Consider the following 15,064-nt stretch of genomic DNA (forward strand, 5'->3'; position numbering starts at 1 on the left):
GGCAATGACAGGATCTCCCCAGGCCCGCACAACCGCCGAGACGCTGGGTTTGCGGCGGTTACACACGGACATAGTTGGCAACGAATGACTGTCACCTAGCTAGGCATAATGGACCGTCGTCCGTCTGCCAGAGATTTCCTCCATGCCGCGCCGAATCTTCAAGCGCTACATGCCCGATCCGGAGAGCATCAGGAACCACAAGGGCCTGCGCTTTCTCGGACCGCTGATCCAGTCGCCCAACCTCTGGCACCTGAATCGCCGCTCCGTTTCGCGCGCCATGGGCATGGGACTGTTCGCTGCCTTCATCCCGATTCCGCTGCAGATGTTACTGGCCGCTTCGCTGGCCATCTGGGTGCGGGCCAACCTGCCAATCTCGGTCGGACTGGTCTGGCTGACCAACCCGATCACCATGCCGCCGGTGTTCTATTGCACCTACAAAATGGGCGCCTGGGTCATGGGCATCCCGGCGCGCGCGCTCCCCGATCACCTCACCTGGGAGTGGATCAGCGGCGAACTGGCGATGCTCTGGCAACCCTTCCTGCTGGGCTCGGTGATCTGCGGAATCCTGGTGGGCATCCTCGGTTACCTGGCCACAGAGGGTTACTGGCGCTGGTGGATCGGCCGCAGCTGGCGGCGGCGCCGAGCTCTACGCAACATCCAGCAAGGGCTGTAGACGCCGCCATTGCAGGGTGCCCCCGGAAATGAAAAAGCCGCCCCGAAGGGCGGCTTTTTCATGGGCCGGCGATCACTCGTAGCGCAGCGATTCCGCCGGCTGGGTCGAAGCCGCACGCCAGGCCGGGTAGAGCGTGGCGAGGAAGCTCATCGACAGCGCCGCGACGCAGATCAGCACGATGTCGCTGATCTGTGGGTCGGACGGCAGGTAGTTGATGAAGTAGATATCCGAGTTGAACACGTGTGTCCCGGCGACGCGCTCCAGGGTCGAGACAATGGCGGTGACGTTGTACGCCGCCAGCACGCCCAGTACGCAACCGATGACGGTGCCGATCAGGCCGATCACGGTACCCTGCACCATGAAGATCGCCATGATCTGCTTCGGCGTGGCACCCAGGGTACGCAGGATGGCGATATCCGCACGCTTGTCGGCCACGACCATGATCAGGGTGGCGATGATGTTGAAGGCAGCGACCGCGACGATCAGCAACAGCAGCAGGCCGATCATGGTCTTTTCCATCTTCATCGCACTGAACAGGCTGCCCTGGGTGTGGGTCCAGTCCACCGAGCGGTAGCCGTCACCCAGTTGCCTGGCGATGGCCGCGCTGACGTCCGGCGCCTGGAACAGGTCCTTCACGGCGATGCGCACACTCTGCACCTGGCCGGGTTGCCAGCGCATCAGGCTGGCCGCATCGTCCACGTGAATCAGCGCGAGGGTGCTGTCCAGCTCGGCGCCGACCTTGAAGATGCCGACCACGTTCAGGCGCTGCATGCGCGGGGTGATGCCGCCGGGCGCGGTGCTCGGCTCGGGAACGATCAGCAGCAGGCTGTCACCGACGTTGACGTGGAAGCGTCGCGCGGTGATCTCGCCGATGACCACGCCGAACTCGGTGGCCTTGAGGTCGTCGAGGCTGCCACGGACCATGTGCTGGCCGATGATCGACACCTGGGTTTCCAGCGCCGGATCGACGCCGTCCACCTCGATGGGCTGCATCATGCCCTTGTAGGAGAGCATCCCGTCGACTTCGGTGTAGGGCACTGCGCCGACGATCTTCGGGTTCTGCTTGGCCACGTCGGCGACGTGCTGCCAGTTGTCCAGCGGGCCGCTGGTCTGCTGCAGCACGGCATGCGGAACCATGCCGAGGATGCGCGAGCGCATTTCCTTCTGGAAGCCGTTCATCACCGAGAGCACCACGATCATGGCCAGCACGCCCAGGGCGAGGCCGATCATCGACGTCAGGGAGATGAATGAGATGTAGTGGTTGCGCCGCTTGGCCCGGGTATAGCGGGTGCCGATGAAGACGGACAGGGGTCTGAACATTCCGTTATCCCTCAGGCGGCGACCAGCCGACCCTCCTCCAGGCGCAGCACACGGTCCATCTGCTGGGCGAGGTGAGTGTCGTGCGTCACTACCAGGAAAGCGGTACGCAGGGACTGCGACAGCTCCAGCATCAGCTCCTGGATGCCGTGGGCGGTGTGCTGGTCGAGGTTGCCGGTGGGCTCGTCGAGCAGCACCAGTTTCGGCGTGTTGACCAGCGCACGGGCGATGGCCACGCGCTGGCGCTCCCCACCGGACAGCTCGGACGGCTTGTGGCTCAGGCGATGACCCAGACCCACACGTTCCAGCAGCGCAGTGGCACGCTGGCGCGCCTCGGGGATCGGTGTCTTGCCGATCAGCAGCGGCATGCAGACGTTCTCCAGAGCGGTGAACTCCGGCAGCAGGTGGTGGAACTGGTAGACGAAGCCCAGCGCGCGGTTGCGCAGCAGGCCGCGCTGTTTCTCGTTCAGCGCCGACAGTTGCTCGCCAGCCAGCCAGACGCTGCCGGTGCTGGGGGTGTCGAGGCCGCCGAGCATATTCAGCAGCGTGCTCTTGCCCGAGCCGGAGCTGCCCACGATGGCGACGCGCTCGCCAGGCAGCAGCTCCAGCTGCACGCCCGAAAGCACCTCGACCGACTGCGGGCCTTCCTCGTAGCGCTTGCCGAGGTCGCGGCAGCTCAGGACAGCCTGGTCGTTGGGGGTCGGCTTACTCATAACGCAGGGCCTCCGCGGGCTGGGTGCGGGCCGCACGCCAGGCCGGATACAGGGTGGCGAAGAAACTCAGGATCAGCGCGGCGCTGCACACCAGGATCACGTCCTCGCTCATCAGTTGCGAGGGCAGGTAATCGATGAAGTAGACGTCCGCGTTGAGGAACTTGTGGCCCAGCAGGCGCTCCAGCAGGGCGATGGCAGAGCTGACGTTGAGCGCCGCGAGGATGCCCAGCACGCCGCCGATGAAGGTACCGATCACACCGATCACCGTGCCCTGGACCATGAAGGTCGCCATGATCTGTCCCGGCGTGGCGCCCAGGGTGCGCAGAATGGCGATGTCGGCCTTCTTGTCGGTGACGACCATGACCAGGGTGGAAATGATGTTGAACGCGGCGACCGCGACGATCAGCAGCAGCAACAGGCCGATCATGGATTTCTCCATGCGGATCGCCTGGTACAGGTTGCCGTGGCTGCGGGTCCAGTCGCGGGCGAAGTAGTCGTTGCCCTTCAGGGTACGGGCGATTTCCCAGGCCGTGCGCGGCGCCTGGAACAGGTCGTCAAGCTTCAGGCGCAGGCCTTCGACCTGGCCTTCCTTGAGGCGGCGCATGCGCGCTGCGTCGTCGATGTGGACCATGGCGACGTAGCCGTCCAGCTCACCGGCGCCGACATGGAAGGTGCCGACCACGGTAAAGCGCTTCATCCGCGGGAACATGCCGGCCGGCGTGACCGAGACTTCGGGGGCGATGAAGGTGACCTTGTCGCCCAGCTTCACGCCGAGGTTGGTCGCCGCCTTGTCGCCGATGATGATGCCGAATTCGCCGGGCTTGAGGCTCTGCAGCGAACCCTGCTGGAAGAACTGGTCGATGATCGAGACCTTGCGTTCCTCGTTCGGGTCCACGGCGTTGATCAGCACCTTCTGTACCGTGCCACCGGCGCTGAGCAAGCCCTGCATCTGAATGAAGGGCGCGACCTCCAGCACGTTGGGATGCTGGGTCTTGATCTGCCCGGCAATGCCTTGCCAGTCGGAAATGGGCTGGTAGGACTCGACCGTGGCGTGGGGCACCATGCCCAGCACGCGGGTGCGCATCTCGTGATCGAAACCGTTCATCACCGAGAGCACCACGATCATCACCACCACGCCCAGCGCGAGGCCGATCATGGAGGTGAGCGAAATGAAGGAAACGAAGTGGCTGCGGCGTTTGGCGCGTGTGTAGCGCGTTCCGATATAGACGGAAAGAGGTCTGAACATGTGGGGCCGATTGAGAAGATGAAGAGTGCGTCGGGCGTCAGTTCCATCTGGCGTGCGACTTCCGTGTGGCGAGGCTCGGCAGGCGGCTTTACACTCAGACCATCACTGCCGCCGTGGGTTCGCCATGTCCACTCCAGACGCGGATGACCGCCGCGAATATTATCGTATTGAAGACACACTCGCATTGGAATTTCGCCCGCTGCGCGAGGACGAAATCCAGTCGCAAGAAGTGCTTCAGGATGATTCCGCGCTGTTCAATCTGCTCAGCGACCTGCACCTGACCGACTTCGAGTCGCAGCACCTGCTGCGCCATATCAACGAGCGCGATCGCCCGCTGGCCAGTTACCTGAAGGTCATGAACAAGCGCATCGATCTGATCGCCCAGGCCCTGACCCAGAGCCTGCTCAGCGAGATCGGACCGGCGCGACGGGTGACGCTGTCCGAGGGCGGCATCAATTTCCGGGACGCCCAGCCGCTGCCGACGGGCCAGGACCTGGCGCTGAAGATCATCCTGCTACCCCATGGCCTGGGCCTGCTGCTGCGCGCCAAGGTCACCCATTGCCAGCAACAACCCGAGGGCGACTACGAGATCGGCACCGAATTCGAGATGCTTGGCGACGCCCCGCGCCAGTTGCTGGCCCGCCACATCCTCCAGCGCCAGGCATTGGAACGCCGGCAGGCCAAGGCTCGCGAAGCATGAACCCAGGGAATTCCATGCGCCATCTGCTGCTTCTGTTGAGCCTTGTCACCCCGCTGCCACTGCTGGCAGATACCCTCTCGATACCCGTGGGCGCCCAGGGCGACCCGCACACCGTGCTGCCGGTCCGCGGCGAGAGCCAGAAAGCCGTGCTCGAACGCTTCGGCCTGCCGGACGAGGAGCACCCGGCGGTGGGCAAGCCGCCCATCTCGCGCTGGGACTACCGCGAATTCAGCGTCTATTTCGAAAGCGGGGTGGTGGTCGATGCCGTCCGCCAGCACCGCTCCCAGTACCTCAAGGACCTTTCACCGACTCCCAAGGAGCCCCAGTGACTCTGATCTATGGCCATCGCGGCGCCAAAGGCGAAGCACCGGAAAACACCCTGAACAGCTTCCTGCGCTGCCTGGAACATGGCGTGAAGCGCTGCGAACTGGACCTGCACCTATCCCGCGACGGTGAGCTGATGGTGATCCACGACCCGACGCTCAAGCGCACCACCGGCCGCCGCGGCAAGGTTTCCGAGCAACTGGCGGAGGACCTGGTGACCATGGACGCCCGCGAAGGCGGCCCGGGCTGGGTGCGCCCCTGCCCTGTTCCGCGCCTGGCGGAGCTGTTCGAACGCTGCGAGTTCGACCACTGGCAGTTGGAAGTGAAGAGCGCATCGAAGGATCGTGCCGGGCGCACGGTGCAGGCGATCCACCAACTGGTGGGACGTTTCGGTCTGCGCGACCGGATCACCGTGACCTCGAGCTCGCGCACGGTGCTGCGCGCGCTGGAAGAGCTGGCACCGGATCTGTCACGCGGGCTGGTCGCCGAATACGCCTGGCTCGACCCGCTGAAGGTCGCCGCACACTACGGGTGCGATCTGCTGGCGCTGAACTGGATGCTCTGCACCCCGGAGCGCTTGCTGAAAGCGCAGAAGCAGGGGCTGCATGTGTCGGTCTGGACGGTCAACGAGCCGGCCCTGATGCGCCGGCTCGCCGATTTTGGCGTGGATAGCCTGATCACAGACTTTCCCGGTTTGGCCACTGCCACGATCGGGAATCGCTGAGCAGGTTCCCCCCGACCGGCTCAGGCCGCCGGTCGGGGTATTTCAAAAAATCCGGTTCAGGCCGTCGAACGCCGCTACGCGGTAAGCTTCGGCCATGGTCGGATAGTTGAAGGTGGTGTTGACGAAGTACTTCAGGGTATTCAGTTCACCCGGCTGGTTCATGATCGCCTGGCCAATATGGACGATCTCCGAGGCCTGGTCGCCGAAGCAGTGCACGCCAAGGATTTCCAGGGTGTCGCGGTGGAACAGGATCTTCAGCATGCCCACCGGCTCGTTGGAGATCTGCGCGCGAGCCATGCCCTTGAAGAAGGCCTTGCCCACCTCATAGGGAATCTTCGCCACGGTCAGCTCCTGCTCGTTCTTGCCGATCGAGCTGATCTCCGGAATGGTGTAGATACCGGTCGGCACGTCGTTCACGAAGCGCCAGCCATCGTGCTCGACGATGTTGCCGGCAGCCGAACGACCCTGGTCGTAGGCGGCGCTGGCCAGACTCGGCCAGCCGATCACGTCACCGGCGGCATAGATGTTCGATACCGAGGTGCGGTAGTTCTCATCCGTCTCGATCTGGCCGCGGCTGTTGACCTTGATACCGATGTTCTCGAGGCCCAGGCGGTCGGTATTGCCGGTACGGCCGTTGCACCACAGCAGGGCATCGGCCTTGATCTTCTTGCCCGACTTCAGGTGCAGGATCACCCCGTTGTCCAGGCCTTCCACGCGCTCGTAATCCTCGTTGTGACGGATCAGCACGTTGTTGTTGCGCAGGTGGTAGCTCAGCGCATCGGAGATTTCGTCGTCGAGGAAGCTCAGCAGTTGGTCGCGGGTGTCGATCAGGTCCACCAGCACGCCCAGGCCGCTGAAGATCGAGGCGTACTCGCAGCCGATCACGCCGGCTCCGTAGATGATCAGGCGGCGCGGAGTGTGGCTCAGGGACAGGATGGTGTCGCTGTCGTAGACGCGCGGGTGGTTGAAGTTGATGTCCGACGGACGATACGGGCGCGAGCCGGTGGCGATGACGAACTGGTCGGCTACCAGGCGCTCCACGGCGCCGCTGGGGGTCACGACTTCAACGGTGCGCTCGTCGACGAAACTGGCGGTGCCGTTGAACATGTCGATGCGGTTGCGTGCGTAGTAGCCGGTGCGCGAGGCGACCTGCTTGGAGATCACCCGCTCGGCGCTTTTCAGCACGTCCGGGAAGGAAAACCAGCGCGGCTCGCCGATCTGGCGGAACATCGGGTTGGTGTTGAACTCGATGATCTGCTTCACCGAGTGACGCAGTGCCTTGGACGGGATGGTGCCCAGGTGCGTGCAGTTGCCGCCGACCACGCGACGGCTGTCCACCACCGCCAGCTTGCGCCCGTACTTGGAGGCGTTCATCGCCGCCCCCTCGCCTGCCGGGCCCGTGCCGAGAATCACCACGTCGTAGTTGTAGACAGCCATGCGTACTCCTTCAGAACAGGCCGGGACGCCCGCGTGGCGCTCCCGGCGAAGCCCCGGCACCACATGCGCCGAGGCGGATCGAAATCATTGGCGCAGCTTAGCCCTGCGGCAAAAGGCTGCACATTAGCGGTTGGTCGGCAGGTAGGCGAATTTTGCCTTCACTACATGCCTTGACCACCCTGCGGGCCGCCATCATGCCCGCCGAAGCGTTCATTCAGGCGACGGAAACAGCGCCTCGAAGCGCGTCGTCGCACGGGTCACGAACCCCTCGCCCTGGCGCACGATGAAGAAGGCTGCAAGCCCATTGCGCTCGGCAAAGGTATAGCCCTCCTCCGGCCCCAGCACCATCAGCAGGGTCGACAGGCCATCGGCGCGCAGGGCCTGGGCCTCCGCCACCGTGACCGCTGCCAGGGCGTGCCTGACCGGCGCACCGGTGCGCGGGTCGAAGGTGTGCGAATAGCGCTGCCCACCTTCCTCGAAATAGTTGCGGTAGTCGCCGGAGGTGGACAGACCGATGCCGTCCAGCGCCACCGAGCGCTGCACCTGCCGCTCGCGCTCTCCGCTGGGTACTTCCAGGGCGATCCGCCAGGACGTGCCATCGGGCTTGTGACCGACGGCCTTGAGCTCGCCGGTGATCTCCACGAGGTAATCCGTCAGGCCCATTTCGGCAAGGCGGGCACTCACCTGGTCCACGGCATAACCGGCGACGATACTGTCGAAGTCGAGTTGCGCGTCGACGTCCTTGCACAGTTGGCCACCGTTCAGATGCAGATGCTGATGGCCGACGCGGGCGCGTTCCCGCTCCAGCGCGGCGGCTTCGGGCACCTGCTCGCTGCGTGACTGCGGGCCGAAACCCCATAGATTCATCAGCGGCTCGACGGTCAGGTCAAAGGCGCCGCCGCTCTGCTGCGAAAGCTGTTCGCCGTAGCGCCAGAGCGTCTGCATGTCCGCCGGCACCGCCAAGCAGGCGCCGGCGGGCAAGGCGTTGAAGCGTGATACTACGGAGTCGTCGCGGTACGTGGAGAACTGCTCGTCGAGGCTCGCCAGGATCGAGTCGACCTCGGCCTTGAGCTTCGCCGCATCCGGTGACTTGCCGGTGGGCACGAACTGCACCGCGTAGCTGCTGCCCATGGTCGGCCCGCCGAAGCGCTCGACGGACTGCCCGCAACCACTAAGGGCTGCCAGAACCAGCACGATCAACAGGCTTGTACGGGACAAGGTCATCTCCATCAGCCGCCAGGCGCGCGGCGCAGGGCATTCTACCGCAAGCACCCGGCGCTACTGTTGCCGCTCCGGCAAAGGTGCATTACCAAAAGAAAACGGGAGCCGAAGCTCCCGTTTCTCAACCGGTTCAGGCGCTGGCCTTGGCCGGAGACTTGCGCTTGAACAGGTAGCACACACCCATCAGCACGATCCACACCGGAATCGCGTACACCGACACGTCGATGCCCGGGATCTGCAGCATGATGCCGAGGATGAACACCACGAAGGCCAGGCACAGCCAGTTACCGTAGGGGTACCACAGCGCGCGGAAGAACGGCTGCACGCCCTTGGCGACCATGGCCTTGCGGAACTTCATGTGGGCCAGGCTGATCATCGCCCAGTTGATCACCAGCGCGGCGACCACCAGCGACATCAGCAGCTCCAGCGCCTGGTGCGGGATCACGTAGTTGACCACGACGCAGGCCAGGGTGATGAAGGCGGAAACGCCGATGGCCAGCAGCGGCACACCACGGCTGTCGACCTTGGCGAAGGCGCGCGGCGCATCACCCTGCTCGGCCAGGCCGTAGAGCATGCGACTGTTGCAGTACACACAGCTGTTGTAGACCGACAGCGCGGCGGTGAGCACCACGAAGTTGAGGATGTTGGCCGCGTACTCACTGCCCAGCAGCGAGAAGACCTTCACGAATGGGCTGCCGCTGTAGGGGTCGCCGGCGCTGTTGATGCTCTGCAGCAGAGCATCCCAGGGGTATAGCGAGAGCAGCACGGCCAGCGCGCCGATGTAGAAGATCAGGATCCGGTAGATGACCTGGTTGATCGCCTTGGGGATCACCTTCTTCGGCTCGGAGGCTTCGGCGGCGGTGATGCCGACCAGCTCCAGGCCGCCGAAGGAGAACATGATGATCGCAAGGACCATGATCAGCCCCTTCCAGCCATTGGGGAAGAAGCCGCCGTGGGCCCACAGGTTGCTCACCGAGGCCTGCGGACCGCCGGTGCCACTGACCAGCAGCCAGACGCCGAGCAGGATCATGCCGATGATGGCGACGACCTTGATGATCGCGAACCAGAACTCGGTCTCGCCGAAGGCCTTCACGTTGAACAGATTGACGGCATTGATCAGGACGAAGAACACCGCCGCCGTTGCCCAGGTCGGGAAGTCCGGCCACCAGAACTGGATGTACTTGCCGACCGCGGTCAGCTCCGACATCCCCACCAGGATGTACAGCACCCAGTAGTTCCAGCCGGACATGAAACCGGCGAAACCACCCCAGTACTTGTGCGCGAAATGACTGAAGGAACCGGCGACAGGCTCCTCGACGATCATCTCGCCCAGCTGGCGCATGATCAGGAAGGCAATGAAGCCGCCGATGGCATAGCCCAGAATCATCGAGGGGCCGGCGGATTGCAGGACGCCGGCCGAGCCCAGGAACAGGCCGGTACCAATGGCGCCGCCGAGGGCGATCAGCTGGATGTGTCGGTTCTTGAGACCGCGCTTCAGCTCGCCTTCATGCAGATGTTGTCCATCCATTTGAAGTCTTTCCAGGTTCGGGAATTGGCAGATTTTATTGATGCTTATGGGGGTGCCACTAACGAAAAACGGGAGCCCGAGAGCTCCCGTTTCCCTTATACCGCCTGAATCAGCGCGGGAAAGCCGGCGGGTTCACGCCAGCCATGTCTTCCATCACGCGGACGACCTGGCAGCTGTAGCCGAACTCGTTGTCGTACCAGACGTACAGGACGACGCGGTTGTCGTTGGCGATGGTCGCCTCGGCATCGACGACGCCCGCATGGCGGGAGCCGACGAAGTCGGTGGAAACCACTTCCTGCGAGGACACGAAGTCGATCTGCTTCTGCAGGTCCGAGTGCATGGCCATCTGGCGCAGGTACTCGTTGATTTCTTCGCGGTTGGTGGCCTTTTCCAGGTTCAGGTTCAGGATGGCCATGGAGACGTTCGGCGTCGGAACGCGGATGGCGTTGCCGGTCAGCTTGCCTTTCAGAACCGGCAGAGCCTTGGCTGCAGCGGTAGCGGCGCCAGTCTCGGTGATCACCATGTTCAGCGGCGCGGCGCGGCCGCGACGGCTGCCCTTGTGGAAGTTGTCGATCAGGTTCTGGTCGTTGGTGAACGAGTGAACGGTTTCGACGTGGCCGTTGACGATGCCGTACTGATCGTTGACAGCCTTCAGCACCGGCACGATGGCGTTGGTGGTGCAGGAAGCGGCCGAGACGATCTTGTCGTCAGCGGTGATGTCGCCATGGTTGATGCCATGCACGACGTTCTTCAGTGCGCCCTTGCCCGGAGCGGTCAGGATCACACGGTCGATACCCGGGCACTTCAGGTGCTGGCCCAGCCCTTCGGCATCACGCCACTTGCCGGTGTTGTCGACCAGCAGGGCGTTCTTGATGCCGTACTGGGTGTAGTCGATCGACGCCGGATCGTTGGAGTAGATCACCTGGATCAGGTTGCCGTTCGCGGTGATGGTGTTGTTTTCTTCGTCGATGGTGATGGTGCCGTCGAACGGACCATGCACGGAGTCACGACGCAGCAGGCTGGCGCGCTTGACCAGGTCGTTCTCGGCACCCTTGCGGACGACGATGGCGCGCAGGCGCAGGCCGTCGCCGCCACCGGTCTTCTCGATGAGGATACGGGCCAGGAGGCGACCGATACGACCGAAGCCGTACAGGACGACGTCGGTGCCTTCGCGGGCGCCACCGTTCTGCTTGCCGACCACGTCAGCCAGCTCGTCCTTGGTGAACTGCTCGATGCTGCGGCCGTTGCCTTCGGTCTTGAACTTGGCAACCATCTTGCCCAGGTCTACCGAAGCGGCGCCCAGCTTGAGCTCGCTCATCGCCTTGAGGATCGGGAAAGTGTCGTGAACCGACAGCCCGCCTTCTTCGGCCAGGCGGTGACGAGCGAAACGGTGCGCTTTGAGGATCGCGATCACCGAACGGTTGATCAGGCCACGGCCGTAGATCGAGGTCACCACGTTGTTGTTACGGTAGAGTTGGCCGATCAGCGGAATCATGGCTTCCGCGAGGGCTTCACGATCGATCCACTCACCGAGACACTGGTCGGGCTTCTGGGTCACGGGCAATACCTTCCACATGTAGGAGAAGAAAAAAGGGGCTACATTATGACGGCGTGAACAATCGCCGGCAATCCGCAGCGGTCGTATGACTGACATCCGTCAATCGGGATAGTTACAATCCGACCGGTCAAATTCCTCGACCGGAGCCAAGACTGCCCGTGTCCGTATTGCGTATTCCTACTTTGCCGACCGCGGCCGGCAAGCAATCCTGGGGCAACCTCCCGGGGGCCGCCCTGAGCCTGGCCATCGCCGAAGCGTCGGGGCCAGCGAAACGTTTCACCCTGTTGCTGACCGCCGACAGCCAGAGCGCCGAGCGCCTGGAGCAGGAACTGCGCTTCTTCGCGCCGGACCTGCCGGTGCTGCAGTTGCCGGACTGGGAAACCCTGCCCTACGACGTGTTCTCGCCGCACCAGGACATCATTTCCCAGCGCGTCGCCGCCCTTTACCAACTGCCCGAACTGCGCCGCGGCGTGCTGGTGGTGCCCATCACCACCGCCCTGCACCGCCTGGCGCCGGCCAAGTTCCTGCTCGGTAGCAGCCTGGTGCTGGACGTCGGCCAGAAACTCGACGTCGAGCAGATGCGCAGCCGCTTCGAAGCTGCCGGCTACCGGTGCGTGGACACGGTCTACGAACACGGCGAGTTTGCCGTGCGCGGCGCGCTGATCGACCTGTTCCCGATGGGCAGCGAGCTACCCTACCGCATCGACCTGTTCGACGACGAAATCGAGACGCTGCGCACCTTCGACCCGGAAACCCAGCGCTCCATCGACAAGGTGGAGAGCATCCGCCTGCTGCCGGCCCGCGAGTTCCCGCTGCGCAAGGAAGCCGTGACCGGCTTCCGTGGCCGCTTCCGCGAGCGCTTCGATGTCGACTACCGCCGCTGCCCGATCTACCAGGACCTGGCCAGCGGTCTGACACCCGCCGGCATCGAGTACTACATCCCGCTGTTCTTCGAAGAGGGCGAGACGTCGACGCTGTTCGACTACCTGCCGCAGGACACCCAGGTGTTCTCCCTGCCCGGCATCGAGACCGCCGCCGAGCAGTTCTGGACCGACGTGCGCAACCGCTACGAAGACCGTCGCTACGACCCCGAGCGCCCACTGCTGCCGCCAGCCGAAGTCTTCCTGCCGGTGGAAGACTGCTTCGCCCGCCTGAAGAGCTGGCCGCGCGTGATCGTCAGCCCCGAGCCCATCGAGACCGGTGTCGGCCGCGAGCGCTTCCCCGCCGAGGCGCTGCCGGAGCTGGCCATCGAAGCCAAGGCGACCGAGCCCCTGGCGCGCCTGCGCCAGTTCATCGAGCAGTTCGACGGACGCATCCTCTTCACCGCCGAATCCGCCGGTCGCCGCGAGGTGTTGCTGGAACTACTGGCGCGGCTGAAGCTGCGTCCGGTGGAAGTCGAAGGCTGGCCGGGCTTCCTGGCGCATAAGGATCGCCTGGCGATCACCATCGCGCCGATGGACGAAGGCCTGCTGCTGGACGCCGACAAAGGCCAGCCCGGCATCGCCCTGGTGGCCGAGAGCCCGCTGTTCGGCCAGCGCGTCATGCAGCGCCGCCGCCGCGAGAAAACCCGCGACGGCGGCGAGAACGTCATCAAGAACCTCACCGAGCTGCGCGAAGGCGCGCCGGTGGTGCATATCGACCACGGCGTCGGCCGCTACATGGGCCTGATCACCCTGGAAATCGACGGCCAGAACGCCGAATTCCTCGCCCTGGAATACGCCGACGAAGCCAAGCTCTACGTGCCGGTGGCCAACCTGCACCTGATTGCCCGCTACACCGGCAGCGACGACGCCCTGGCGCCACTGCACAAGCTGGGCTCGGAAACCTGGCAGAAAGCCAAGCGCAAGGCCGCCGAGCAGGTCCGCGACGTCGCCGCCGAACTGTTGGACATCTACGCCCGCCGAGCCGCGCGCAAGGGCTATGCCTTCAAGGATCCCAAGGCCGACTACGCCACCTTCTCCGCCGGCTTCCCGTTCGAGGAAACCCCGGACCAACAGACCGCCATCGAAGCCGTGCTGGCCGACATGCTTGCCGACAAACCGATGGACCGCCTGGTCTGCGGCGACGTTGGCTTCGGCAAGACCGAAGTGGCCATGCGCGCAGCCTTCGTCGCGGTGCATAGCGGCAAGCAGGTCGCCGTGCTGGTACCAACCACCCTCCTCGCCCAGCAGCACTACAACAGCTTCCGCGATCGCTTCGCCGACTGGCCGGTGAACGTCGAGGTGATGAGCCGCTTCAAGTCCGCCAAAGAAGTCGAAGGCGCCGTGGCGCAGTTGGCGGAGGGCAAGGTCGACATCGTCATCGGCACCCACAAGCTGTTGCAGGACGATGTGAAGTTCAAGAACCTCGGCCTGGTCATCATCGACGAAGAGCACCGCTTCGGTGTGCGCCAGAAGGAACAGCTCAAGTCCCTGCGCAGTGAAGTGGACATCCTCACCCTCACCGCCACGCCGATTCCGCGCACGCTCAACATGGCGGTCGCCGGCATGCGTGATCTGTCGATCATCGCCACGCCGCCAGCGCGCCGCCTCTCCGTGCGCACCTTCGTCATGGAAGAGCAGAAATCGGTGATCAAGGAGGCCCTGCTCCGCGAACTGCTGCGTGGCGGCCAGGTGTACTTCCTGCACAACGAGGTGAAGACCATCGAGAAGTGCGCCCGCGACCTGGCGGAGCTCGTTCCCGAGGCGCGCATCGGCATCGGCCACGGGCAGATGAACGAGCGCGAACTCGAACGGGTGATGAGCGACTTCTACCACAAGCGCTTCAACGTGCTGGTGGCCTCGACCATCATCGAGACCGGCATCGACGTGCCCAGCGCCAATACCATCCTCATCGAGCGCGCCGACAAATTCGGCCTGGCCCAGCTGCACCAGTTGCGCGGGCGCGTCGGCCGCAGCCACCACCAGGCCTACGCCTACCTGCTCACCCCGCCGCGCAAGCAGATGACCCCGGACGCCGAGAAGCGCCTGGAAGCCATTGCCAATGCCCAGGACCTGGGCGCCGGCTTCGTGCTGGCCACCCATGACCTGGAAATCCGCGGCGCCGGCGAACTGCTCGGCGACGGCCAGAGCGGGCAGATCCAGGCCGTGGGCTTCACCCTCTACATGGAAATGCTCGAACGCGCGGTGAAAGCCATCCGCAAGGGCGAGCAGCCGAATTTGGAGCAGCCGCTGGGCGGCGGCCCGGACATCAATTTGCGGGTACCCGCACTGATCCCCGAGGACTACCTGCCGGATGTCCACGCTCGCCTGATCCTGTACAAGCGCATCGCCAACGCCATCGACGAAGACGGCCTGCGCGAGTTGCAGGTGGAGATGATCGATCGCTTCGGCCTGCTGCCGGAGCCGGCGAAGAACCTCATCCGCCTGACACTTCTGAAACTGCAGGCGGAAAAACTCGGGATCGTGAAGGTGGATGCCGGTCCGCAGGGCGGACGGGTAGAATTCGCCGCCGATACCTGCGTCGACCCGCTGGTCCTGATCAAGATGATCCAGAGCCAGCCCAATCGGTACAAATTCGAAGGGGCCACCCTCTTCAAGTTCCAGGTGCCCATGGAGCGCCCGGAAGAACGGTTCAACACGCTGGAGGCGCTGCTGGAGCGCCTCACGCCACAGACTCACTAA

Annotated in this window: 12 protein-coding genes; 5 read left to right on the forward strand and 7 right to left on the reverse strand. The window is 64.2% G+C overall.

Going from position 1 to position 15,064, the window contains the following annotated elements; translation table 11 throughout:
- Window positions 1-142: 142 nt before the first annotated feature.
- Window positions 143-673: a DUF2062 domain-containing protein gene (locus AC1ZV1_RS20390; protein ID WP_484293341.1), complete on the forward strand. Its 531-nt coding sequence runs from the start codon at window positions 143-145 to the stop codon at window positions 671-673.
- 72 nt (window positions 674-745) lie between these two features.
- Here AC1ZV1_RS20390 and AC1ZV1_RS20395 read toward each other — a convergent pair whose 3' ends face one another.
- The 3 genes from AC1ZV1_RS20395 to AC1ZV1_RS20405 are packed head-to-tail and all read right to left on the reverse strand — an operon-like array spanning window position 746 to window position 3,949.
- Window positions 746-1,993: a lipoprotein-releasing ABC transporter permease subunit gene (locus AC1ZV1_RS20395; RefSeq protein WP_484293342.1), complete on the reverse strand. Its 1,248-nt coding sequence runs from the start codon at window positions 1,991-1,993 to the stop codon at window positions 746-748.
- Between the two features lie 11 nt (window positions 1,994-2,004).
- Window positions 2,005-2,703: a lipoprotein-releasing ABC transporter ATP-binding protein LolD gene (gene lolD / locus AC1ZV1_RS20400; RefSeq protein WP_017519266.1), complete on the reverse strand. Its 699-nt coding sequence runs from the start codon at window positions 2,701-2,703 to the stop codon at window positions 2,005-2,007.
- Window positions 2,696-3,949 (reverse strand): lipoprotein-releasing ABC transporter permease subunit, encoded by a 1,254-nt coding sequence (locus tag AC1ZV1_RS20405; RefSeq protein WP_484293343.1) that lies wholly within the window; start codon window positions 3,947-3,949, stop codon window positions 2,696-2,698. The genes lolD and AC1ZV1_RS20405 overlap by 8 nt, the downstream gene beginning before the upstream one ends.
- A 124-nt stretch (window positions 3,950-4,073) precedes the next feature.
- Between AC1ZV1_RS20405 and AC1ZV1_RS20410 the strand changes: the two genes are divergently transcribed.
- The 3 genes from AC1ZV1_RS20410 to AC1ZV1_RS20420 are packed head-to-tail and all read left to right on the forward strand — an operon-like array spanning window position 4,074 to window position 5,697.
- Window positions 4,074-4,649 (forward strand): PilZ domain-containing protein, encoded by a 576-nt coding sequence (locus AC1ZV1_RS20410; RefSeq protein WP_484293344.1) that lies wholly within the window; start codon window positions 4,074-4,076, stop codon window positions 4,647-4,649.
- A gap of 14 nt (window positions 4,650-4,663) precedes the next feature.
- Entirely contained in the window at window positions 4,664-4,978 is a 315-nt protein-coding gene (locus AC1ZV1_RS20415) for a phosphodiesterase (protein WP_484293345.1), read from the forward strand.
- Window positions 4,975-5,697: a glycerophosphodiester phosphodiesterase gene (locus tag AC1ZV1_RS20420; protein ID WP_484293346.1), complete on the forward strand. Its 723-nt coding sequence runs from the start codon at window positions 4,975-4,977 to the stop codon at window positions 5,695-5,697. The genes AC1ZV1_RS20415 and AC1ZV1_RS20420 overlap by 4 nt, the downstream gene beginning before the upstream one ends.
- A gap of 42 nt (window positions 5,698-5,739) precedes the next feature.
- Here AC1ZV1_RS20420 and sthA read toward each other — a convergent pair whose 3' ends face one another.
- The 4 genes from sthA to AC1ZV1_RS20440 form a co-directional block, all read right to left on the reverse strand.
- Complete coding sequence (gene sthA / locus AC1ZV1_RS20425; RefSeq protein ID WP_484293347.1) at window positions 5,740-7,134, reverse strand: Si-specific NAD(P)(+) transhydrogenase; 1,395 nt, start codon at window positions 7,132-7,134, stop codon at window positions 5,740-5,742.
- Window positions 7,135-7,344: 210 nt separating this feature from the next.
- Window positions 7,345-8,358, reverse strand: coding sequence for an FAD:protein FMN transferase (locus tag AC1ZV1_RS20430; protein ID WP_484293348.1), 1,014 nt, complete (start codon window positions 8,356-8,358; stop codon window positions 7,345-7,347).
- 127 nt (window positions 8,359-8,485) lie between these two features.
- Window positions 8,486-9,883 carry an amino acid permease gene (locus AC1ZV1_RS20435; RefSeq protein ID WP_484293349.1) on the reverse strand — a complete coding sequence of 466 codons (1,398 nt, stop codon included), beginning with the start codon at window positions 9,881-9,883 and terminating at the stop codon, window positions 8,486-8,488.
- Between the two features lie 109 nt (window positions 9,884-9,992).
- Window positions 9,993-11,459 (reverse strand): glyceraldehyde-3-phosphate dehydrogenase, encoded by a 1,467-nt coding sequence (locus AC1ZV1_RS20440; RefSeq protein WP_484293350.1) that lies wholly within the window; start codon window positions 11,457-11,459, stop codon window positions 9,993-9,995.
- Window positions 11,460-11,599: 140 nt separating this feature from the next.
- Between AC1ZV1_RS20440 and mfd the strand changes: the two genes are divergently transcribed.
- Window positions 11,600-15,064: a transcription-repair coupling factor gene (gene mfd, locus AC1ZV1_RS20445; protein WP_484293351.1), complete on the forward strand. Its 3,465-nt coding sequence runs from the start codon at window positions 11,600-11,602 to the stop codon at window positions 15,062-15,064.

The organism is Pseudomonas sp. BB438 (assembly GCF_057180225.1).

What these genes read in the sequence shown, in the direction of transcription:
- AC1ZV1_RS20390 (WP_484293341.1), top strand. Translation starts at nt 143, where the DNA reads ATGCCGCGCCGAATCTTCAAGCGCTACATGCCCGATCCGGAGAGCATC.
- AC1ZV1_RS20395 (WP_484293342.1), bottom strand. Translation starts at nt 1,993, where the DNA reads ATGTTCAGACCCCTGTCCGTCTTCATCGGCACCCGCTATACCCGGGCC.
- lolD (WP_017519266.1), bottom strand. Translation starts at nt 2,703, where the DNA reads ATGAGTAAGCCGACCCCCAACGACCAGGCTGTCCTGAGCTGCCGCGAC.
- AC1ZV1_RS20405 (WP_484293343.1), bottom strand. Translation starts at nt 3,949, where the DNA reads ATGTTCAGACCTCTTTCCGTCTATATCGGAACGCGCTACACACGCGCC.
- AC1ZV1_RS20410 (WP_484293344.1), top strand. Translation starts at nt 4,074, where the DNA reads ATGTCCACTCCAGACGCGGATGACCGCCGCGAATATTATCGTATTGAA.
- AC1ZV1_RS20415 (WP_484293345.1), top strand. Translation starts at nt 4,664, where the DNA reads ATGCGCCATCTGCTGCTTCTGTTGAGCCTTGTCACCCCGCTGCCACTG.
- sthA (WP_484293347.1), bottom strand. Translation starts at nt 7,134, where the DNA reads ATGGCTGTCTACAACTACGACGTGGTGATTCTCGGCACGGGCCCGGCA.
- AC1ZV1_RS20430 (WP_484293348.1), bottom strand. Translation starts at nt 8,358, where the DNA reads ATGACCTTGTCCCGTACAAGCCTGTTGATCGTGCTGGTTCTGGCAGCC.
- AC1ZV1_RS20435 (WP_484293349.1), bottom strand. Translation starts at nt 9,883, where the DNA reads ATGGATGGACAACATCTGCATGAAGGCGAGCTGAAGCGCGGTCTCAAG.
- AC1ZV1_RS20440 (WP_484293350.1), bottom strand. Translation starts at nt 11,459, where the DNA reads ATGTGGAAGGTATTGCCCGTGACCCAGAAGCCCGACCAGTGTCTCGGT.